The organism is Chryseobacterium sp. TQ-BC-N36, assembly GCF_058382295.1.
The window spans coordinates 978,753-999,588 of sequence record NZ_CM178175.1 but is presented as its reverse complement, the minus strand read 5'-3'; the positions used below and the strand labels follow the sequence as shown (position 1 = coordinate 999,588).

18 protein-coding genes and 1 pseudogene are annotated in these 20,836 nt (G+C 38.5%); 7 read left to right on the top strand and 12 right to left on the bottom strand.

Annotated features, from left to right (window positions below):
* Positions 1 to 4 precede the first annotated feature (4 nt).
* The 3 genes from AC3FI7_RS04345 to AC3FI7_RS04335 all read right to left on the bottom strand — a co-directional run bounded on the left by AC3FI7_RS04345 (position 5) and on the right by AC3FI7_RS04335 (position 1,879).
* Positions 5 to 718, bottom strand: coding sequence for a phosphoadenylyl-sulfate reductase (locus AC3FI7_RS04345; RefSeq protein ID WP_291897238.1), 714 nt, complete (start codon positions 716 to 718; stop codon positions 5 to 7).
* An 83-nt stretch (positions 719 to 801) separates the two neighbouring features.
* Positions 802 to 1,182: an RrF2 family transcriptional regulator gene (locus AC3FI7_RS04340; protein ID WP_491461511.1), complete on the bottom strand. Its 381-nt coding sequence runs from the start codon at positions 1,180 to 1,182 to the stop codon at positions 802 to 804.
* 202 nt (positions 1,183 to 1,384) lie between these two features.
* Positions 1,385 to 1,879: a GNAT family N-acetyltransferase gene (locus tag AC3FI7_RS04335; protein ID WP_343658490.1), complete on the bottom strand. Its 495-nt coding sequence runs from the start codon at positions 1,877 to 1,879 to the stop codon at positions 1,385 to 1,387.
* A gap of 142 nt (positions 1,880 to 2,021) precedes the next feature.
* Between AC3FI7_RS04335 and AC3FI7_RS04330 the strand changes: the two genes are divergently transcribed.
* The 3 genes from AC3FI7_RS04330 to AC3FI7_RS04320 all read left to right on the top strand — a co-directional run bounded on the left by AC3FI7_RS04330 (position 2,022) and on the right by AC3FI7_RS04320 (position 6,475).
* Positions 2,022 to 3,416 carry an aminopeptidase P family protein gene (locus AC3FI7_RS04330; RefSeq protein ID WP_491461510.1) on the top strand — a complete coding sequence of 465 codons (1,395 nt, stop codon included), beginning with the start codon at positions 2,022 to 2,024 and terminating at the stop codon, positions 3,414 to 3,416.
* A gap of 14 nt (positions 3,417 to 3,430) precedes the next feature.
* Entirely contained in the window at positions 3,431 to 5,602 is a 2,172-nt protein-coding gene (locus AC3FI7_RS04325; protein ID WP_491461509.1) for a S9 family peptidase, read from the top strand.
* Between the two features lie 267 nt (positions 5,603 to 5,869).
* Positions 5,870 to 6,475 (top strand): DNA-3-methyladenine glycosylase, encoded by a 606-nt coding sequence (locus AC3FI7_RS04320; protein ID WP_491461508.1) that lies wholly within the window; start codon positions 5,870 to 5,872, stop codon positions 6,473 to 6,475.
* A 2-nt stretch (positions 6,476 to 6,477) separates the two neighbouring features.
* Here AC3FI7_RS04320 and mug read toward each other — a convergent pair whose 3' ends face one another.
* From mug to AC3FI7_RS04305, 3 genes are all read right to left on the bottom strand, one after another.
* Positions 6,478 to 6,981, bottom strand: a complete 504-nt coding sequence (gene mug / locus AC3FI7_RS04315) for a G/U mismatch-specific DNA glycosylase (protein WP_142723045.1) — start codon at positions 6,979 to 6,981, stop codon at positions 6,478 to 6,480.
* A gap of 68 nt (positions 6,982 to 7,049) precedes the next feature.
* Positions 7,050 to 7,553 (bottom strand): TlpA family protein disulfide reductase, encoded by a 504-nt coding sequence (locus AC3FI7_RS04310; protein ID WP_228451184.1) that lies wholly within the window; start codon positions 7,551 to 7,553, stop codon positions 7,050 to 7,052.
* A 1-nt stretch (position 7,554) separates the two neighbouring features.
* Positions 7,555 to 7,983 carry a rhodanese-like domain-containing protein gene (locus AC3FI7_RS04305; protein WP_491461507.1) on the bottom strand — a complete coding sequence of 143 codons (429 nt, stop codon included), beginning with the start codon at positions 7,981 to 7,983 and terminating at the stop codon, positions 7,555 to 7,557.
* 144 nt (positions 7,984 to 8,127) lie between these two features.
* Here AC3FI7_RS04305 and AC3FI7_RS04300 point away from each other — a divergent pair, with 144 nt between their 5' ends.
* Together AC3FI7_RS04300 and AC3FI7_RS04295 are read left to right on the top strand one after the other, a co-directional pair.
* Positions 8,128 to 9,807: an FAD-binding dehydrogenase gene (locus tag AC3FI7_RS04300; protein ID WP_491461506.1), complete on the top strand. Its 1,680-nt coding sequence runs from the start codon at positions 8,128 to 8,130 to the stop codon at positions 9,805 to 9,807.
* Positions 9,804 to 10,600 (top strand): annotated as a pseudogene (locus tag AC3FI7_RS04295) (SDR family oxidoreductase). The gene AC3FI7_RS04300 and the pseudogene AC3FI7_RS04295 overlap by 4 nt, the downstream one beginning before the upstream one ends.
* Positions 10,601 to 10,650: 50 nt before the next feature.
* On the opposite strand, the gene AC3FI7_RS04290 reads toward AC3FI7_RS04295, so the two are convergent.
* From AC3FI7_RS04290 to AC3FI7_RS04265, 6 genes are all read right to left on the bottom strand, one after another.
* Positions 10,651 to 11,457 carry a phosphatase PAP2 family protein gene (locus AC3FI7_RS04290; protein ID WP_491461505.1) on the bottom strand — a complete coding sequence of 269 codons (807 nt, stop codon included), beginning with the start codon at positions 11,455 to 11,457 and terminating at the stop codon, positions 10,651 to 10,653.
* A gap of 31 nt (positions 11,458 to 11,488) precedes the next feature.
* A complete protein-coding gene (locus AC3FI7_RS04285; protein WP_491461504.1) occupies positions 11,489 to 13,909 on the bottom strand; it encodes a TonB-dependent receptor domain-containing protein in 2,421 nt (806 codons plus the stop codon).
* 48 nt (positions 13,910 to 13,957) lie between these two features.
* Positions 13,958 to 14,716 carry a COG4705 family protein gene (locus AC3FI7_RS04280; protein WP_343658481.1) on the bottom strand — a complete coding sequence of 253 codons (759 nt, stop codon included), beginning with the start codon at positions 14,714 to 14,716 and terminating at the stop codon, positions 13,958 to 13,960.
* Between the two features lie 162 nt (positions 14,717 to 14,878).
* Positions 14,879 to 16,165, bottom strand: a complete 1,287-nt coding sequence (locus tag AC3FI7_RS04275) for a sensor histidine kinase (protein ID WP_491461503.1) — start codon at positions 16,163 to 16,165, stop codon at positions 14,879 to 14,881.
* 153 nt (positions 16,166 to 16,318) lie between these two features.
* Positions 16,319 to 16,993, bottom strand: coding sequence for a response regulator transcription factor (locus AC3FI7_RS04270; RefSeq protein ID WP_491461502.1), 675 nt, complete (start codon positions 16,991 to 16,993; stop codon positions 16,319 to 16,321).
* A gap of 210 nt (positions 16,994 to 17,203) precedes the next feature.
* Positions 17,204 to 18,199: an aldo/keto reductase gene (locus AC3FI7_RS04265; protein ID WP_491461501.1), complete on the bottom strand. Its 996-nt coding sequence runs from the start codon at positions 18,197 to 18,199 to the stop codon at positions 17,204 to 17,206.
* A gap of 225 nt (positions 18,200 to 18,424) precedes the next feature.
* On the opposite strand from AC3FI7_RS04265, the gene AC3FI7_RS04260 reads away from it, so the two are divergent.
* Together AC3FI7_RS04260 and AC3FI7_RS04255 are read left to right on the top strand one after the other, a co-directional pair.
* Positions 18,425 to 19,696 carry an NAD(P)/FAD-dependent oxidoreductase gene (locus AC3FI7_RS04260; protein ID WP_491461500.1) on the top strand — a complete coding sequence of 424 codons (1,272 nt, stop codon included), beginning with the start codon at positions 18,425 to 18,427 and terminating at the stop codon, positions 19,694 to 19,696.
* 35 nt (positions 19,697 to 19,731) lie between these two features.
* The gene (locus AC3FI7_RS04255; RefSeq protein WP_491461499.1) at positions 19,732 to 20,724 is read left to right on the top strand and encodes an SDR family oxidoreductase; all 993 of its coding nucleotides are present in this window, start codon (positions 19,732 to 19,734) and stop codon (positions 20,722 to 20,724) included.
* The last annotated feature ends 112 nt before the right edge of the window (positions 20,725 to 20,836 follow it).

Below are 20,836 nucleotides of genomic sequence, written 5' to 3'. Positions count from 1 at the left end.
TTTTTTATTGATGAATATGCAGACCGCATTCTTTTTTGTTGGCATCTTCCCACCACCAACGGCCTGCCCTGAAATCTTCCCCTTCTTTGATCGCTCTGGTACAGGGCTCGCATCCTATGCTCACAAATCCTTTTTTATGAAGGTGATTGTAAGGTAAGTGATGATCCTTTACATACGTTGTCACCTGTTCTGTGGTCCAGTGAAGAATGGGATGAAATTTGATGATCTTGTTATCCGGATCCCATTCCAGCTGAGGCATATGCTGTCTGTTGGGAGAATGTTCGGATCTCAGACCTGTAATCCATACTTCATAGCCTTCCAGTGCTTTTCTTAAAGGATGAACCTTTCGGATGGTACAGCATGCTTTCCTTTTTTCCACCGATTGGTAGAAAGAATCAGGACCGTTTTCTGTGACAAATTCCCTAAGCTCTTCCGTATCCGGATAATAGGCTTTGATCTTCTTTTTAAAGAAAGCTTTCGTAGAGGTCCAGGTTTCATAGGTCTGTTCAAAAAGTCTTCCCGTATCCAGGGTGAAAATTTCAATATTTAAATCTTTTATCAGATGAGTGATAACCTGATCCTCGTAACTGAAACTGGTGGAAAAGATCACCTTGCCAGGGAATTTTTCAGCCAGTAATTGCAGTCCATTAGTTTGAAAAGAAGCTTCATCAGCCTCTTTTACAAGTTTTTCGAATTCATTTTTCAGACTGTTTTCCATTTTGAATTGAGATTTAAGTCTTGCAAATATATATAAAATTCTATAACTCCTATCAAAATAGTAGAATTTAAATAAAAAAAATTTTATTCTTTATTGATGAACTTGGTCAAGGTAGCTTCCATCATACTTTTTCTGGTCTTTTCACGAACGATCATCAGTTCTTTTCTGAGGTAGCATACTGCTTCATCTACACAATCATCACAGGCTTCGTAAAAGTTTAAAGAAACACAAGGGGTAAGAGCAATAGGGCCATCGAAAATACGGTAAATATCTGCTAATGAAACTTCATCGGGTGATTTCAGTAAATAGTAACCCCCTACTTTGCCCTGTTTACTGTTGACAAGTTTAACTCTTTTGAGTTCAAGAAGGATTTGTTCCAGAAATTTCTTAGGGATGTTTTCGTCCTGTGCAATAACAGAAGTTGGCAGAAAGCCCTGGTTATAATTCCTTGCTAATCTGACCATTGCTTTAAGCGCATATTTGCAACGTTTCGACATCATAATTCCTGCAAGTTAGGATAAATTATTGTATAAATGAAATGTTTTTATAGTGAAGAAGCGCGAAGTGGATGTGTGTGAACCACCCCGTCAAAAATTCTTTGAATTTTCGCCACCCCTCTACATGAGGGGAATTCCCAGTCCTTTGTTTGTAATATGAGACACCAGTTTATTCATTCTGTAAAATAAAGTAAGCCAGTTCTCTGTCTTCCCGTACAAGGTTTTCAGTTCTGTTGAAGCCACTTTTTAGAAGTACTTTTTGAGATCCGATATTATCAAGGTCGGTTACAGCAACGATATCTTTCTGATGATTCAGCGAAGAACAGTAGCCAACTAGTGCTTTACATACTTCTGTTCCGAGACCTTTGCCCCAATAATTTTCTCCTAAAGTATATCCTATTTCTATTTGATCAGGGTTGTCAAGAAAAATTCTGGCCAGGCACATTCCTACAAAATCATTGTTCTGAGAATCAAATATTCCCCATCTGCTGAATGGTCCTTCTGTGTAATCAGACAATGCCTTTTCAAACATTTCTTTATATTCTTCAGGAGTTTTATATGGCAGATACCGGGTGACATTCTCATTTTCAAAAAGATTGGCAAATAAAGATAATTCTTCAGGGGTAAATTCACGGATGATGATCGTATCGTTTTTATAATGCATTGTCATAGAATCTAAATAACGGTAAAATTAAACAAAAGACTAAGAACTGCTGATAAAACTCTAAACTTATTTCAGCAATTAAGGTCTGTCAATAGTACAAAATCGTAAATTTAAACCTTTAAAATAAAAACTATTCATAAATATGTTTTCAACACAAACTTATCAAGATAGAAGAACTGTATTACAGAATAATGTAGCAAGCGGAATTTTATTGTTTTTGGGAAATATAGAAAATCCCGTGAACTTTGAACATAATCCTTATCATTTCCGTCAGGACAGTACTTACCTTTATTATTTCGGAATCCAGGAACCCCGCATTGCAGCCATTATTGATATTGATGAAAATAAAACCATCATTTTTGGCGATGAGCTTAGTATAGATGAAATTGTATGGATGGGAAGGCAGGAAACCCTTAAGGAAAAAAGTATGAAATCCGGTGTTCAGGAAACGTTACCTTACACAGAACTTGCCCGATATATTTCAAAGGTACAGAGCTCCGGAAGAAAAGTGCACTACCTTCCACCATATCAGTCATTCAATAAAATTTTGCTGTCAGATCTGCTTGGGGTTAAGATTTCGGATCTGCAGCCTTCTGTAGAAATGATCAAAGCTATTGTCAAACAGCGTTCTATTAAAGAACCTCAGGAAATAGAACAGATAGAACAGGCTGTGAATGTCTCCAATGAAATGCATCTGCTCGCCATGCGCCTTGCGAAATCAGGGGTAAAAGAATATGAAATTGCCAATGCGATCCAGTATCTTGCTGCGAATAAAGAGTGTCAGATGTCCTATCCTCCGATTGTGACAATCAACGGGGGTATTCTGCATAATCATTACCGTCTTAATACTTTAAAAGAGGGAGATCTTTTCCTGAATGATTCCGGAGCAGAAACGGCAATGGGATATGCAGGTGACCTTACCAGAACATTTCCTGTAAGTAAAGCTTTTACTACAAAGCAGAAGGATATATACGAAGTAGTTCTGAATGCTTTCAATAATGCCCAGCAGCTTCTGAAACCCGGTGTTCGTTTCAAAGATATTCATCTGAAAGCAGCTCAGCATCTGGTAGAAGGCCTTATTGATCTTGGACTGATGAAAGGAAATGCTGAAGACGCTGTAAAAAACCACGCCCATACCCTGTTTTTCCAGTGTGGTCTGGGTCATATGATGGGATTGGATGTGCATGATATGGAAGATCTTGGTGAGCAGTACATCGGATATACTGAAGAAGAACCCAAAGATGCCAAAACATTCGGTCTTAAGTCTTTACGTTTAGGAAAAGCTCTTGAGTCAGGATTCGTAGTTACCGTTGAGCCTGGTATTTATATGATTCCGGAACTGATTGACATGTGGCAGGCAGAAAATAAAAATGCAGACTTTATTAATTATGATAAAGTAAACGAATACCGTAATTTCGGAGGTGTTCGTGTAGAAGATGATTTCCTGGTTACAGACAATGGCTACAGACTCCTTGGAAACGGGCTGATTAAAACCGTAGAAGAAATTGAAAATTACAGAGCTGAACATTTAGCTTAATTCAAATATTATTTATGAAGAACATAAAAAAAATAACAGCCATCGCATTGTATTTTCTGTGTTTATCGCCATTGGCAGCGCAGAAAACACAATGGACTCCGGATGGCAATGCATATTATTCATTTACTAAAAAAGGGGTTGAAATTGTGGATGTGCTGCATCCCGGAAAAGACCAGACACTTTTAAGCAGCAATGAACTGATTCCTGCAGGAAGTTCTGAAGCATTGAAGGTACAAAGCTTTGAGGTTTCTCCGGATGGAAAAAGCTTATTGCTTTTTGCCAATACAAAGAAAGTATGGAGAGATAATACCCGCGGTGACTACTGGATTTTTGACAAAAATACCAAAAAGCTTACCCAGCTTGGAAAAGGCTTGCCGGCTTCTTCATTAATGTTTGCAAAATATTCACCGGACGGTAAAAAAGTAGCCTATGTATCTAAGCATAATATTTATATCGAAGATCTTTCAAACAATCAGCAGACAAAGATCACTTCGGATGGTACGGATGGAATGATCAACGGTACCTTCGATTGGGTATATGAAGAGGAATTTGGAACCCAGGATGGTTTCAGATGGTCCCCGGACGGTAACAAAATTGCTTACTGGAAATTGGATGCAAGAGGCACAAAAAACTTCCTGATGATTAATAATACCGACAGTCTGTACTCATTTACCATCCCTGTAGAATACCCGAAAGCTGGTGAAAATCCTTCCGGATGCAGTATCTGGTTTTATGATCTTGCTTCAGGATCTACCAAGAAAGCTGATATTTCAGGAGATGAGGTACAACATTATATTCCGAGAATGGAATGGGTTCTGGATTCTAAATCTGTTATTCTGCAGCAGTTGAACAGAAAACAAAATCAAAGTAAAATTATCGTGGCAGATGCAGGTTCCGGAAACAGTAAAACGATTTACACGGAAACAGATGCAGCATGGATTGATATAAAATCCCGCTGGAATGATAATGATCCAAGTGGATGGGACTGGATTGATAATGGAAAAGAATTTTTATGGCTTTCTGAAAAGGACGGATGGAGACATATTTACAAAATAGATATGAACGGTAAAGAAACATTAATTACAAAAGATGAATTCGATGTTATAAAGCCGGAATTTTTTGATATTCAGAATAAGCAGATCTATTTTTTGGCGTCACCCAACAATGCCACACAGAAATATCTGTATAAAGTAAGCATGAAGGGAGGAAAAGCACAAAAAGTAACTCCTGAAACCTATACGGGTTCTAATGAATACACGATTTCCCCTAACGGAAAGATCGCAATGTTTACCAATGATAACATCAATACCATTTCAATAGGTTCCATAGTATCTCTCCCTGAACATAAGGAATTGGTAGCTGCCAAAAGATCCGCAAAAGCAGATCCAGCGATAGCAAAAGCAGAATTTTTCCAGGTTACCACTCAGGACGGAGTTACATTGGACGGATGGGTAGTAAAACCTAAAAACTTCGATCCCAATAAAAAATACCCTATTGTTTTTACCGTATATGGAGAACCTGCAATGCAGACGGTAACAGACAGTTTCTACACAGGCTGGAATGGATTATACACAGGGAATATGGCTGAAGACGGCTATTTATATGTTTCTCTTGAAAACCGTGGAACTCCTGCACCAAAAGGGCGTGAATGGAGAAAATCGATTTACCGTAAAATAGGACAGCTGAATATCCGTGATCAGGCAATGGGAGCTAAAGCATTATTTGCAAAATGGCCTTATATTGATACGTCAAGAGTTGCCGTATGGGGCTGGAGCGGCGGAGGCTCTTCTACCCTGAACCTTTTAGGACAATATCCTGATATATACCAGACGGGAATTGCGATTGCTCCGGTTGCCAATCAGTTATTCTATGATAATATCTACCAGGAGCGCTATATGGGGCTTCCTCAGGAGAACAGAGAAGACTTTGTTAATGGTTCCCCGCTCGCTTATGCTAAAAATTTAAAAGGAAACCTTTTACTGGTTCACGGTACAGGTGATGATAATGTACATTATCAGAATACAGAAGTGTATATCAACGAATTGGTAAAGTATAATAAGCAGTTTCAGCTAATGTCTTATCCTAACCGTACCCACTCTATTGATGAGGGTGAAGGAACATCACTGCATCTTGCCACCCTGTTTACAAAATTTCTGAAAGAACACTGCCCTCCGGGAGCAAAATAACTCTAAAAGTCTCACAGTGATATGGGACTTTTTATTTTTAGGTACGTTTCCAACAAAAATTCCCCGGAGAAATCCGGGGAATTAAAGTGTCAAAACCTATATTTTTTATAGTGGTGTGAATGATGTTGAGTTGAGAGAAACAATGGGTATGCCAAATTAATCACTATTTTATGAAATGTGAATTTTTGTGGTATCTTTTGTTTAAACCGAAGGTTTTTGTTTTATGGATTATCACTAAATTTGAGTGAATAATTTCTAAAATCATTCATGAAATTACCACTCTCCTATTATTCCAATCAGGATGTTCTTTTTTTGGCTAAGGACCTTTTAGGAAAAGTACTTTTTACTGAAATCGACGGGGAAACTACAGCGGGAATCATTGTAGAAACCGAAGCCTATTTCGGCGTTAAGGATAAAGCTTCTCATGCCTACGGAGGCAGGCGTACAGACCGTACCGAAACGTTATACAGCCATGGCGGAGTCTCCTATGTTTATTTATGTTACGGCATCCATCACCTTTTTAATGTGGTGACCTCTGTTGAAGATGAGCCTCATGCAGTGCTAATAAGAGCTGTTGAACCTTTGATCGGTAAGGAAATTATGGAGGCCAGGAGAAATATGCCGGCTTCTAAACCTTCTATTTCCGCGGGACCAGGATCTGCAGCCAAAGCTTTAGGAATTGACCGTTCATTTAACAGGAAAAAATTAACTGAAAATGAAATCTGGATTGAAGATCATAGTATTTCGTATCCTCCGGATGAAATCATCGCAGGACCACGTATTGGTGTTGCTTATGCAGAGGAAGATGCACTTTTGCCTTGGCGTTTCTTTGTAAAAGGAAATAAGTATGTGAGCAAACCCAATAAGGTATAAGATCAGGATTCATAAACGGAATGATAAAACTCTTTATAGTAAGTAATCAAACTATCAAGAGTAAACCCACGATTCAGACCACTGGTATTGGGTAAAACCCATACTTTTGCACCACAGAAATCTTCTTCCTGCCTACCCCAGAGAATTTCTTTCTTTTTCGAAAAAGCCTTATAAGCTGCCTTACCAAGAAAAGCTACATATTTAGGCTGGTATTTTGTTATTTTCGATATAAAACTTTCAAGGGCTTCGTCAAATTCTTCTTTTGAAAGCTCATCTGCGCGATTGGTTGCTCTTGCGACAGCGGTTGTCAATCCATATCCGAAATCCATAAGAGAGCTATCGTTTACCGCTTGAATTTCATAAGGTGTAAAACCTGACTGATGAAGGACTTTCCAGAAACGGTTACTCCTTCCGGAAAAATGAAAGCCGTCATTAGATGATTTTAATCCCGGATTGATTCCACAAAAAATAATATCGAGATGATTGGCAATAATATCTGTCAGCATAATTAAAAGTACAATGCTATAAAAATAAAGAGCAGTATGATTCCTGCTCTTTACGGTTTATAAAAGATTTAGTTCTGTAATAAACTTTTCTTTAAAAATTCTTCCAGGTCTTTGCCGTGAAGATTCTTAGCTAAAATGGTTCCCTGCCCGTCAATGATGATATTAAAAGGGAGTTCATCCACTTCATAAAGCTTTGCTACAGGGCTTTTCCAGAATTTTAAATCACTGATCTGTATCCAGTTGATACCGAACCTGTCAATTGCTTTCTGCCAGCTTTCTTTATTCCTGTCCAAAGAAATCCCGAGAATTTCAAACTGATTGTTCTTTACCTTATCGGAATATGCATCATACAATGCTTTCAGCTCAGGCTGTTCTTCAACACACGGAGCACACCAGGTTGCCCAGAAATCGATCAGAACCATTTTCCCTTTCAATGTAGAAAGAGAAAATGCTGTTCCATCTGCTTTGGTCATCGTAATTTCAGGTGCTTTTTTTCCTATTTCTATTGCTTTCTGGGCATCAACGGAAACTGAAAGAAACAGTAAAAATAATATTGTAAAACAGGTCTTCATATTAATCATTTGCGGGATAATTTTTATCCAGCCAATCTGTTTTGATATTTTTCGGAAGGTTTAAAAGCTTCGCATTTTTGAAGCCCATTTCCATCAGCAATGCAAAAGCAGGACGGATATTAGGGCACTTTACGAATGGACAGCATCCGCAATAGATTACGATTTCTCTGTTTTTCGGAACATCTTTCAGATAATTTCTCAGTTTTTCCAGATTTTCAGGCTCATGAGTGGGACCAATGTCTACAGAGCCTTTGATAATCGCTTCAGGACCTACTGAAATGATTACGAGATCTTTAGTCTTATGCTTTTCAATTCTGGAAGCCAGTAACGCCGGATCCATCAGCTGGCTGTCTTTCCACGGATCCTGTTTTTGCTGTGCCTGACTGAAAACGGAACAGACAAGGCAAACCATAATGAACAAATACTTCATACTTCTATTTTTCACAAATATAAGATGAAAAGTTCAGAGTTCAGGCCGGCTTTATACGTTACATTCTTTAATTTTTCTTATTTTCAATCTGATTCCGAATAATTTTATACATTTATATTCAGTATCATTCAAACATTTTAACCCATGGAAGAAACATTCCGGCCTGATGCCATTATCATTGGTGCAGGACTCGCAGGACTTACTGCCGCGATGGAAATTACCAATGCCGGAAAAAAAGTACTGCTCCTGGACCAGGAAACCGAGCAGAATATCGGAGGACAGGCTTTCTGGTCATTCGGAGGGCTTTTTCTGATCAATTCGCCCCAGCAAAGAAGAATGGGAATCAAAGACTCTTATGAGCTGGCTTTACAGGACTGGAAAGGAACCGCCGGTTTCGACCGTCCGGAAGATTATTGGCCGCGTCAATGGGCGGAAGCTTATCTGAAATTTGCTGCCGGTGAAAAGTATCAATACATTTCTAAACTTGGGATCAAGCTGATGTTTATGGTAGGCTGGGCAGAGCGTGGTGATGGTTCGGCAACAGGTCATGGGAATTCGGTGCCCCGTTTTCATGTGAGCTGGGGAACCGGTACAGGTGTTGTAAAGCCTTTTGTAGAGAAGGCTTATAAAGCTAAGGACAAAGGTTTGCTGCAGATGAAATTCAGACACAGAGTGACGGAATTTATAACAGAAAATGGAAAGATAAAGGGGCTGAAGGGAGATATTCTGGAAGATGATACTAAAGAAAGAGGTGCTGCTACCAACAGAAATGTGATTTCATCATTTGAATATACTGCTCAGAATATCATCATTGCTTCAGGAGGAATTGGTGCCAATCATGAACTGGTAAGGAAAAACTGGCCTGAAAGGCTGGGAAAAGCCCCTGAAAATATGGTCTGTGGCGTTCCTGCTTATGTAGATGGTAAAATGATTGGTATTGCAGAAAGTGCAGGCGCCCATATCATTAATCCTGACAGGATGTGGCACTATACAGAAGGATTACAAAACTGGAATCCCATCTGGCCGAACCATGGAATCAGAATATTACCGGGGCCTTCATCTTTATGGTTTGATGCAAAGGGTAAGCGTCTCCCTGCTCCCTTCCTTCCGGGATTTGACACATTGGGAACATTAAAATACATTCAGGAAACAGGTTATTCATATTCATGGTTTATCCTGACCCAGAAAATCATCAAAAAAGAATTTGCCCTTTCGGGCTCAGAACAGAATCCTGATATTACCAATAAAGATTATCCCCTTTTTCTGAAAAGAATTTTTGGTAAAAAAGCTCCGGGACCTGTAGAAGCATTTAAAGAACATGGAAAAGACTTTATTGTATCGGATAACTTGGAAGATTTGGTTAAAAAGATGAATGTATTAGCCGGAAATAATCTTTTGAAATATGATAAAATAAAATCCCAGATCGAAGCCAGGGACAGAGAACTGGATAATAAATTCTCAAAAGATACCCAGGTCAATTATATAAGAAATACCCGGAATTATTTAGGAGACAAGCTTGGGCGTGTAGCGGCTCCCCATAAGATATTAGCTCCTGAAAACGGACCTCTGATCGCTGTACGCCTGAATATTTTAACCCGTAAAACCTTAGGCGGAATCAAAACGAATCTGAACGGACAGGTTTTAAGAGGTGATGACAGTATTATTGAAGGATTGTTTGCTGCTGGTGAAGCTGCTGGTTTTGGTGGTGGCGGAATGCACGGCTACCGGGCACTGGAAGGAACATTTTTAGGAGGATGTATTTTCTCCGGAATGAAAGCCGGGAAATATATAGCAGGACTTAAATACAATAATGAGCAGATATGAGCAGTTATTTCGATCATAAAGTCATCTGGATTACCGGAGCATCATCAGGTATTGGAGAAGCTTTGGTAAAAAACCTGGCAAAGAACAGCAATGCCAGAGTCATTCTTTCTTCCAGAAAAGAAGATCAGCTGCATTCCGTGGCTGAAAAAGCAGGATTGAGTACTGACCGGTATGCGGTGATTCCTTTAGACCTCAAAAATTATAAGAATATGCCTGATATTGCAAAAAAAGCCGCAGAACAATTTGGAAAGATTGATATTCTGATTAATAATGCAGGACTGTCACAGCGTTCTCTGGCGATGGAAACGGATATTGAGGTAGATAAGCAACTCATTGATATTGATTATATCGGAACTGTAGCCCTTACGAAAGCGGTTGTTCCTTATATGATCAGAGATAAAGGAGGACATATTGCTGTAGTCTCCAGCCTTATGGGAATCTTCGGAGCCCCTATGCGAAGCGGATATGCCGGGGCAAAACATGCCTTACATGGTTTTTTTGATGCCTTAAGGGCAGAATTATTCACTCAGAATATCAGAATTACCATGATCTGTCCGGGTTTTATACAGACTGATATTTCTATTCATGCAGTAACCGGAGACGGCTCATTACAAGGGACCATGGATGATGCTACGAAAAACGGAATACCGGTGGATATTTTTGCAGAAAAAATGCTGCATGCCATTCAAAAGCAGAAAAAACAATAGGAGGAAAAGAAGTGATGGCTGTCTATCTGAAAAGATTTTTTCCAGGCTTATTGGCAAAAATAATACGTAAAGCAAAAGTGGTATAAAAAAGCTCTGTTCGGTAAAGAACAAAGCTTTTTCAGAATGAAAGTTTGTATCAAAAGGTTTTCACCAGTCCTATTCCTACTGTTTTATTTTGATAAAAAGGCATAACCATGGTAGATGATAAAGTCTTTTTACTTTTATTTCCTCTCAATAAATTGTCAATTTTTGGAAACAGCCAGTAAGCCAGTTCTGTAGAAAGGATTCCAAATCCGGCTCCTGCCACAACATCTCCCAGCCAGTGCTTATCATTCAGCATTCTGTATACAGCTGTGAAAACAGCGAACGGATATCCTGAAAGACTCAGCCAGAAATTAGTGTCTTTATACTCCCTGAACATAAACTGTGCTGAAGAAAATGCTGTAGCAGAATGTCCTGAAGGAAACGATAAGGTGTTGGAACCGTCAGGCCTTTCTTCTTTTACCAGATATTTTAACGGCATGGTAAAAGCTGCGGCAATCAGTTGTGAAGAGGCATAAATAATAGTACGGTCTCTCAGATTGTGTTTTCCTTTTATCCCCACGGCATTAAGTCCGTAAACCATTACTGCCGGAGCGTATTGGGTATAATTATCCAGTTTTATCTGTGCAGGCTGATGCTCATTGATTTCAACTCTTGTTGATTGATTAAGGTTTTTCAGATTTTTCATACTTAAGCCCGCTACACCGTAAGCAATAAAAGCCGCAGGAATAATCAGTCTTTTATAGTTCAAGGTGGTTTTTTGAGCATCTCTGGTGATCATACTGTCCTGTACGGGGGGCTGAACAGACATTGTATCAGTGGTATTCTGTGCATTGATCCTGCCAATGGCTGAACTCAAAACCATTACATAAATCAGTGTTTTTTGCAAGTACTTTTTCATCCTAAATCACATTAAAATTATCCAATCTGTATTAAAATTTATAGCTGTATCCCATACGGATCACCTGGGTTTCATAATAGTCATTACTGGTGTAGGCAAATCCATTTCCCTGAACAGATTTCCTGATGACCATTGTGTTCAGTAAATCTGAGGCGTTCAAAAACAGTTCGCCCTTCCCTTTCTGAATCGTCTTTTTTACTCCTGCATCCATGGTAAATCTTGACTTTGTTTTTCCCTGTGGAATGATGTCTGGTGCCAGATACACCAGGGTAAACTGCATGTCCAGTCCTTTTGAAAAATGAAAAACGTTATTCATTTTGATATTTCCTGAAATGGCAGTCTGCCGGTCGGCTGAAAAAGTATTAGGCTGAGGATACAGGTTTTGTACAGTAAATGCGTTGATCTGGTTACGGTATAGATTTCCATTAACATTGAAAGAATATACATCTGATACTTTCTGGTTCCATATTGTTTCCAGACCGGTATTATAGCTCTTCCCGGCATTCTGGAATATCGCATAGATAAGTGTGCTGCCCGGGACAATACTTGAAATTCTGGTGATGGTTCCGTTGGCAAAACGATGATACAGTGCAGAATACAAATATCCGTTATCCCAATTGTGTTTGTAACCCAGTTCAACAGAATTTGTAAACTGAGGACGTAATGCCGGATTTCCTACCTTAATGATCTCTGCGTCATCATATTTCGGGAAAATTCTGATATCCACTTCGTTGGGACGGTCTACCCTTCTGTTATAAAAAACAGAGAATTTGTTGCGGTCATCAAGTTTGTATGCGAGCCTGAAATTCGGGAATGGCTGGGTGTAATTGTATCCATCACTTTTATACGTAGGATGGTTAGGATTGACATCGTATTGAATTTTTACATATTCCAGTCTGAGTCCCAATTCTGCTTCCCATTTTTCATTTTCAAAGACATAGTTGCCATATACTGCAGGAATAAATTCTTTATAATCGGCTTTTCCTCCGGCAGAAACATCCAACACAGAGTTAGCGCCCGGAATAAAATTCATATTGGTAGGAATGCTTCTGTTCCGTAGCTTGATCCCGGTTTCTATTCTTCCGTATTTTAAAGGTTTTACATAATCGATGTTGAAATCATATACCTGTTCATCGGATAATAATTTGAAGGCATCAGTACCTGTAGAAGCAGGAAGATAATTATCATAGAAATACTTCTCATCCTCTCTGTGAAATGTATAATTAAATCCTACGTTCAAAATATGCCCGGCTTCTTTAAATTGATGACGATACAAAGCTGTTCCCATTACTGTTGTTTTCAGCTCATCCTCAAGGAACTGCCACAGACGGAGGCGCTGTGATAAATCTCCATTGAAAAATGGCTGGTCTCCTCTGTCTGTAATTTTTTCACTTCCGTACATTCCTGAAATAGTTAATGTATTTTGTGGATCAATGGTCCAGTCGATTCCTGCTTTGGAGGTAAAGAAATTGGTATTTCTGTTTCTTTTCAGCTGGGAATTGATAATGGTTCCGTCATCATACGTACGGGTTACAAATTCATTCTTGTTAAGGGTTTCTGTATAAAGATTATCTGCCTGTAAAAATAGATTGACCTTGTTTTTTCTGTAATTAATAGACAGTGATGGATTAATTTTAGGAGTAAGCGTATACTGTGATCTTATGGTGGGAAGATTCTCCTTTCTTATCCATAATGATCCTAATCCTGTAGTGAACCCTGCCTTTCCGTTCCAGCCGTTCTGCTTATTCTTTTTCATGATAATATTGATGATTCCGGCATTCCCATTCGCATCATATTTTGAGGAAGGATTGTTGATGATCTCAATTTTATCAATGGCAGAAGCAGGAATATTATCCAATCCTGTCTGGCTTCCAAAACCTGTAAGAGCTGTTTGTTTGCCATCAATCAGTACGGTTACTTTATCATTTCCTCTCAATTGTACTTTACCGTCCTGTACGGTAATTCCTGGAAGATTCTGCATGCTTTGCAGTACAGATCCGCCACTTTGGCTGATATTATCTGCAACGGAATAGGTCTTTTTATCAAGACGGCTGTCTATTTCATTCTTTTTGGATGCCGTAATGGTAACCGTTTCTATCCTGGTTTCATTTTCCTCTTCCTGAGTAAGTTCAACAACAGGAATTTCCAGAAACTCTGACAGGCTTCCTATAAAAACAGGCTGTAAATGTTTCTTATATCCGGTGAGTGAAGTTTCCAGAATATAATGATCAGGTTTCAGACCGGTAAGAGAAAATCTTCCTTCTTCATTAGTGATAGTTCCGGCTACAAAGGCACTGTCTTTTTCTTTTTTTAAAATAATGTGGGCATAAGGTAATGCTGTTTTGTTTTTATCGGTAATTTTTCCTGATGCTGCCACAGAAATGGTCTGGGCAGAAACAAGAGATGAAATGAGCATACAGGACGGCAGAAAAAACAGGGCTGTTTTATTCATTTTACTATTTTTATTTTCTTTTAAAATCTATTCTTTAAAGGCAAGCAACTATGATTTATTTTGAAAGGGTAATTCCCGGCTATGTTTTCTTTGAGAAATAACAATCATCAGAATCATCAGTGCAAGGGATATCATTGAGGCATTAAGTGTTCCCAGATCCAATCCTCCTTTGGCCACAGGTTTGGTTAAAAGATCGCCGAAGGTTGCACCAAAAGGTCTGGTAAAAACAAAAGCAATCCAGAACAGGAGAACATGATTGAGTTTTGTGAAATAATGCAGCAGGACTACAGCTAAAATAATAAGTCCGGTAATCAGAGCTCCGGTCATATATCCCAGTCCCAGATTATCACTCAGGAAATCCCCAAAAGCTGTTCCCAGACTATTGGAAAACAATATTGCTGTCCAGTAATAGAATTCTTTATTTCTCTCAGAAATCGGATAAACCTCAAGGTTTCCATACTTTTTATACCATAAAAAAAGAGAGAGCAAAAGCCCGGAGAGTAAAATAAGGCTCCCTGTAAGGTATCCGGTTTTCAGCGTTCTGTCTATAAAATCAGAGATTTCCGTACCTAAAGTCGTTGTTCCTATAATCACCATCCAGTAAACTGCCGGGATATATTTTTTTGCTGTAAGCTGCAATGATAGGATAATAATGAAAAACACCAGGGTGATCAGAATTCCTGCAACATATCCTAAATTCAGGGTCATGGAAATAAAATCTCCAAGAGTCTCTCCTAATGTTGTCGCTACAATTTTCATCAGCCAGAAAAGGAGCGTGACGGCTGCAACTTTGTTTGCTGTTCTCATTCTGATGTAACTTTTATAATGGATAAGGATACTGCAGAATTAAAAGCATGGAATGTTTCTGAATCATTTCTAAATACAGTTAATACCTCAGTATATTTTTATACAAAGGTGCAATCAGATTTAGAAGAAATTTAGAATTACCGGGATCAGGATTTTTTTTAACTAAAATTTAACGGTGAAAATGTGGTGACTGTTTTCAAATCTGTAGCTGATATTCCAATGATGAAATCTGCAGATTTCCTGTATGATAGAAAGTCCGAGCCCGCTTCCACTATTATCTGTCGACAGTTTTGAAAATCTCTTGAACAGCATTTCCATATTCAGCTTTTCAATTCCCGAATTGGAAACTTCAAAAACAGAATCTGTCACCCGGATGGAAATGGAACCTCCCGGAGAAGTATGCCGGATGGCGTTAACGATAAGATTGTTGATCAATATTTCAGTGAGAATACTGTTTCCGCTTATCTGTACGGGTTTTGAAATACTTTCAGAAACTGAAATACTTTTTTGTTCAAAATGTTCCTCAAGGATACCAATACTCTGATGAAGTAATTGATCAAATGAAATCACTTCTGAGCTATCAAACTGGTTGTTATCAATTTTAGCAAGCAGTAGCAGATTTTTATTAATGCGGGAACTTCTTGTCAGTGCTTTGTTCATATCTTCTGCAATTCTGTACTGTTTTTCAGTAAGGTCTTGATCCTGAAGCAAAAGATCCAGTTTGTTTTTTATGATGGCTAATGGAGTCTGAAGCTCATGGGAAGCATTTTCGGTGAACTCCTTTTGTGTTTTATAGGTTGAAATATTTCTTTCTATCAGTTTGTAAAGGGATTGATTAAGTTCTTCAAATTCTGAAATGTCAGAAACAGGAAATTCTATTGTACGCTGGTTGTTAAGATTAAAAGTCTTCAACTGATCCAACGTATCCCTGAAAGGTTTCCAGATGGATGACGAAAGCCTTCTGTTCAGGTATAGGAGCCCAACAACAATAACCACAAAGAAAAATATGGTAATCATAGCAATCACTGCTATGGTTTCATGAGATTCTTCAATATTGGTCTGTATCGTAAAAAGGTAAGGCCTGTTGTGGAGATATACTACTTTTTTAAGACACCGGTAACGTTCTTTTTTTTGCTCAGAGATAAAAGGAAGGTGTTTTTCGTAAGTGTACACCGTATCCCGCTTTATCTGAGAGGAAGTAATTTTTTCAATATTGGTTTCAGGCTGGATATGATTCCATAATTCAAGACTTTTTTCCAGGGCTTCATCAGAAAGCTTTAACTGGTTAAACTCATATGCGGTTTTCTCTACAATAATCTGATTATGCTCATCCAGCTCACTTTTCCAGATGGTATCCACCACAAAATAGTACACAGGAATACTGATCATCAGTACAATCAATACGTAGATAAGAAAGGGTTTGGTGGTTTTGGTGAGTAAAGGCTTCACAATAGTTATGAATTATAAATTTATAGTGTTTAAGGTTTAAAGTTTAGGATTTAAAGTTTAAGTATACAAAAGATAATCATTTTTTACCTTCCAACTATCAACTATCAACTATCAACTATCAACTATCAACTATCAATTATCAACTATCAATTATCAATTCTCCCACTTATACCCTGTTCCATATACCGTTTTAAGATAATGTCCGCATCCCGCATCATACAGCTTTTTCTTAAGGTTTTTTACATGAGCATAAACAAAATCATGATTGTCAAGCATATCTGCCAGGTCTCCGGAAAGGTGTTCTGCAAGTGTACTTTTGGAGATCACTTTATTTTTATTTCCGATAAAATAAATCAAGAGATCGAATTCTTTTTTCGTTAATGAAATCGTTTCATTATTTACGGTCACTGTTTTAGCCAGCAGATCTATCTGAAGCTCATTTTGCTTCACTACGTTGGAGCTGCTGAACTGTTTCCGGCGGATCACAGAATATACCCTTGCCATCAGTTCAGAAAGATGAAAAGGTTTTGTAAGGTAATCATCAGCTCCCAGCTTCAGGCCTTCGATTTTATCATCCAGGGCATTTTTGGCAGAAATAATAATCACACCGTCCTGTTTCTGCTGTTTCTTTAATTCTTCCAGAATTTTCAGGCCGTTGCCATCGGGAAGCATGATGTCCAATAGAATACAGTCATATTCAAACACTTCTATTTTATTCATAGCCTCACCGAATGTAGCGGCAGCTTCACAGAGATAATTTTCTCCGGACAGATATTCGGAAATACTTTGAGCAAGCTCAGCTTCGTCTTCAATGATTAAGATTTTCATGCCATAAAACTATCATTTAATTTTGAAGAAATTTTGAATAGAATGTATCTCTGTTAAATAAATTTCTGATTAATATCTTTTCTTAGAGATGTCTATAGTATGAAGAATAGGATTTCATCAGAGACAAAATCCTTATTTCTTCAATATTTTTTATATGTAAAAACTCTTTTCCTTACTGCGTTTCCCAACGCTATCTGATTTTCTATCCGGTTATTTTTCTCCCGGAACATGAGCTTTTTCATAGATCAGCTTTTCACTTTTTAATTCTTTCCAGAATTCAGCAGGAATAGCAGTGTTGAGGGCATCCACATTATCTTTTACCTGTTCAGGCTTGCCGGCTCCCGGGATAATGGAGGCAAATTCATCAGCTGCCAGTACAAAATGGAGCGCCGCATCAATAAGACTTATACTGTATTTTCCAGCAATGGAAGCCATTCGTTCTCTTTTTTCATGCATCCCTTTCGGAATGACATCCTTATAATTATACCGCTCTCTTCCTGCCACATACCCTGAATTGTATCCTGCTCCTGAAACCAGTTTTACACCAGATTTTCTGACAGCAGGAAGAAGACGGTCCACCGCATCTTCATGTTCGAGGATTGAGTATTGTGTTGCAGAAAGACAGATATCCGGATCAGCAGATTCAATACAGTCTAAGATAGGTTCTATTTTATTGACACCCATACCCCAGGCTTTTATAACGCCCTGATCTCTAAGTTTGGAAAGAATCTTAAAAGCACCTTTTCTTGCCTGTTCCAGAAAATAGGGATACCGGTCACCTACCTGGTCTTCGGATAAATCATGAATATAAACGATATCAATACGGTTCAGCCCGGTTCTTTTCAGGCTTTCTTCAATGGACCTCTGTACAGCATCAGCAGTATAATCATGGCGGAAATCATAATTCAGGGGTTTTTTCCACATGGTAGGCGGAACTTCAGATTCAGGAACTTCATGAAATAGCCTTCCCACTTTGGTTGAAAAAACAAAATCATTTCTTTCCTGATCTTTCAGAAAATCTCCAAATCTTCTTTCGCTTTTTGTTAATCCATACCACGGGGAAGTATCATAATATCTGATGCCTGTACTCCATGCTGTATGCAGGATTTCATGAGCCTGTTCATCCGTAATATTTTCAAATGCTGTTCCTATAGCAACTCCACCAATTCCCAGTCGGTGTTTTTCTGTTAAAATGTCTGTTTTCATATTGAAATATTTTATGGTGTTGGTTATAAACAGGCTGCAAACATCGTGCTGATATCATGGAAACGTTAAAAGTAAAGATAGTGTTCAACCTTTTGAAATCATTAATGAGTAAAGCTATAAGGCTTCTTTTGATATTTTAAATATTATGTTAAATGTTTTTTTCATCGCTTCTTTGGTCCTGTTATTGAATAAACTGTAATACGCCATTTCAATAAATTATTTCATATGAAAAAGAATATTCTAATCGTAGGAGGAGGATTTGCGGGTATTAACCTTATCAAATCTCTCAAAAATGATAAAAGGTTCAAAATAACGCTGGTCGATAAGAATAACTATCATTTTTTTCCACCCCTTATCTATCAGGTGGCTACTTCTTTTATAGAGGCTTCCAATATCAGCTACCCTTTCAGAAAACTGTTTTCAAACAATAGAAATGTGAAATTCCATATGGGCAGCCTGATTAGGGTAAATCCTGAAAACAAAACAATAGATACGGATACCGGTACTCTGGGTTATGATTATCTGGTATTGGCACTGGGAACAGAATCCAACTTTTTCGGAATGGAAAATGTAAAGAAATGTGCCTTGCCAATGAAAAATATCGAAGAAGCACTTTACCTGAGAAATCATATCCTGCTTACCCTTGAAGAAGCGGCCCGTAATAAAGATATCAAGCAAGCCGAAAAGCTTCAGAACATCGTTATTGCAGGTGGTGGCCCTACAGGGGTTGAACTGGCAGGTATGCTTGCGGAGATGGGAAGGTATATTGCTCAGAAAGAATATCCGGAAATTAAGTTAGGCCTTTCCAATCTTTATCTTATAGACGCACTGCCTACCCTTCTTTCTCCGATGAGTCAGCTGGCTCAGAAGACAGCTTATGAAAAACTGAAAGAATTAGGTGTTAAAATTGTATTGAATGTTTCTGTAAAGGATTATACCGATAACAAAGTCATCTTAAGCGACGGAAACATTATTGAGACAGAAACGCTGATCTGGACTTCGGGAGTGATCGGAAAAGAAGTTCCTGGATTACCGGAAAACAGTATCGGAAAAGGAAGGAGAATTCTGGTTGATGCCTATAATAAAGTAGAAGGAACCAATACTATTTATGCATTAGGAGACATAGCACTGATGCTTTCAGAAGAAAAATATCCTAAGGGACATCCTCAGCTGGCTCAGGTTGCCATTCAGCAGGGTAAAAATCTTGCCGCCAATTTCAAACGGATAGAAGATGGAAAAGTGCTGGAGCCATTCCATTACAATGATAAAGGAAGTATGGCTATCATTTCAAAATACAATGCTGTAGTGGATCTTCCAAAGCATTCCTTTAATGGCTTTATTGCCTGGCTCACCTGGCTTTTTATTCACATTATTCCTCTTGTAGGGTTCAAAAACAAAATTCAGCTGGCAGTGGATTGGTTCCGTTTATTTATCACCAACAATCCATCCATCAGGCTTATTCTTTTTCCGAAAAGAAATACGACAGGCAACGGATAATTACATAATAAATACCAACACTAAAATCTTATAGTATGAAAAATCAAAGAAGACCTCCTTTTTTCGGAGAAACAGTGGTTATTACAGGAGCATCAAGCGGAGTTGGTAAAGCCACAGCAGAAGCTTTTGCAGAGCAGGGTGCAGACCTTGTTCTGGCAGCAAGAGGTGAAGACGCACTTAAAGAGACAGCAGAATTATGCAGAAAGCTTGGGGCTACTGTAATTGCAGTACCTACAGATACTTCCATAGCTGAAGATGTTCAGAATCTTGTCAAACAAGCCCTTGAATTCAGTGGCAAAATTGATTATTGGGTAAATAATGCGGGAGTTCTGGCATTTGGTAAATTTGAGGAAATTCCGGCAGATGTTACAGACCAGATTGTTAAAACAAATCTCTTAGGATACATGCACGCGGCTCATGCGGTACTTCCTGTATTTAAAAAGCAGAAAAAAGGAGTACTGCTCAATAATATTTCTATTGGCGGATGGATGCCGGCACCGTATGGAACAGCCTATACAGCCTCAAAATTCGGGGTTCGCGGTATGGTGGAAACATTACAGGGGGAGGTTTCAGATTTTCCGGATATTCATATCTGTGCATTGTATCCCGGTTTTCAGAAATCTTCAGGAATAGAACACGCTGCCAATTATTCAGGAATAAAACTGAGTACCCCTCCACCCTCTTTTGATCCCCGGAAACTGGCTTCTGCAATTGTAAAGACCGCTAAAAATCCAAAAGAAGTCATCTATCCGGACTGGTCTGCCATTGTATTTAAAAATTTATATGAAATGGTTCCCGGAATCATCCGTTATGTCTCTTCAGCAGGAATACGTATGATAATGAAAAATGCTAATATGGATAATAAAACGGGAGGAAATGTTTTGGAGCCCTCCGAAGGTAATATGGGAATAGACGGAAAAACATTGTTTTCCTTTCCTAAAAAAACTTTGCTGTGGGCAGGTGCCGGAATCATAGGAGCAATAGCTGCAGGCTTACTTTTATCAGGAAAATCCAACAAAACAGAATAACTGCAAGGAGAGGAAAACTTCATAAACCAAACGTTGAAAAGGTATTTTTAGCTGTTTTTTGTAAGATATTTCATAAATTTACGGAGCTGTATTCATTTCATAACAGCATAAA

Coding starts and splice junctions, on each gene's coding strand:
- AC3FI7_RS04345 (WP_291897238.1), bottom strand. CDS start 718: ATGGAAAACAGTCTGAAAAATGAATTCGAAAAACTTGTAAAAGAGGCT.
- AC3FI7_RS04340 (WP_491461511.1), bottom strand. CDS start 1,182: ATGGTCAGATTAGCAAGGAATTATAACCAGGGCTTTCTGCCAACTTCT.
- AC3FI7_RS04335 (WP_343658490.1), bottom strand. CDS start 1,879: ATGCATTATAAAAACGATACGATCATCATCCGTGAATTTACCCCTGAA.
- AC3FI7_RS04330 (WP_491461510.1), top strand. CDS start 2,022: ATGTTTTCAACACAAACTTATCAAGATAGAAGAACTGTATTACAGAAT.
- AC3FI7_RS04325 (WP_491461509.1), top strand. CDS start 3,431: ATGAAGAACATAAAAAAAATAACAGCCATCGCATTGTATTTTCTGTGT.
- AC3FI7_RS04320 (WP_491461508.1), top strand. CDS start 5,870: ATGAAATTACCACTCTCCTATTATTCCAATCAGGATGTTCTTTTTTTG.
- mug (WP_142723045.1), bottom strand. CDS start 6,981: ATGCTGACAGATATTATTGCCAATCATCTCGATATTATTTTTTGTGGA.
- AC3FI7_RS04310 (WP_228451184.1), bottom strand. CDS start 7,553: ATGAAGACCTGTTTTACAATATTATTTTTACTGTTTCTTTCAGTTTCC.
- AC3FI7_RS04305 (WP_491461507.1), bottom strand. CDS start 7,983: ATGAAGTATTTGTTCATTATGGTTTGCCTTGTCTGTTCCGTTTTCAGT.
- AC3FI7_RS04300 (WP_491461506.1), top strand. CDS start 8,128: ATGGAAGAAACATTCCGGCCTGATGCCATTATCATTGGTGCAGGACTC.
- AC3FI7_RS04290 (WP_491461505.1), bottom strand. CDS start 11,457: ATGAAAAAGTACTTGCAAAAAACACTGATTTATGTAATGGTTTTGAGT.
- AC3FI7_RS04285 (WP_491461504.1), bottom strand. CDS start 13,909: ATGAATAAAACAGCCCTGTTTTTTCTGCCGTCCTGTATGCTCATTTCA.
- AC3FI7_RS04280 (WP_343658481.1), bottom strand. CDS start 14,716: ATGAGAACAGCAAACAAAGTTGCAGCCGTCACGCTCCTTTTCTGGCTG.
- AC3FI7_RS04270 (WP_491461502.1), bottom strand. CDS start 16,993: ATGAAAATCTTAATCATTGAAGACGAAGCTGAGCTTGCTCAAAGTATT.
- AC3FI7_RS04265 (WP_491461501.1), bottom strand. CDS start 18,199: ATGAAAACAGACATTTTAACAGAAAAACACCGACTGGGAATTGGTGGA.
- AC3FI7_RS04260 (WP_491461500.1), top strand. CDS start 18,425: ATGAAAAAGAATATTCTAATCGTAGGAGGAGGATTTGCGGGTATTAAC.
- AC3FI7_RS04255 (WP_491461499.1), top strand. CDS start 19,732: ATGAAAAATCAAAGAAGACCTCCTTTTTTCGGAGAAACAGTGGTTATT.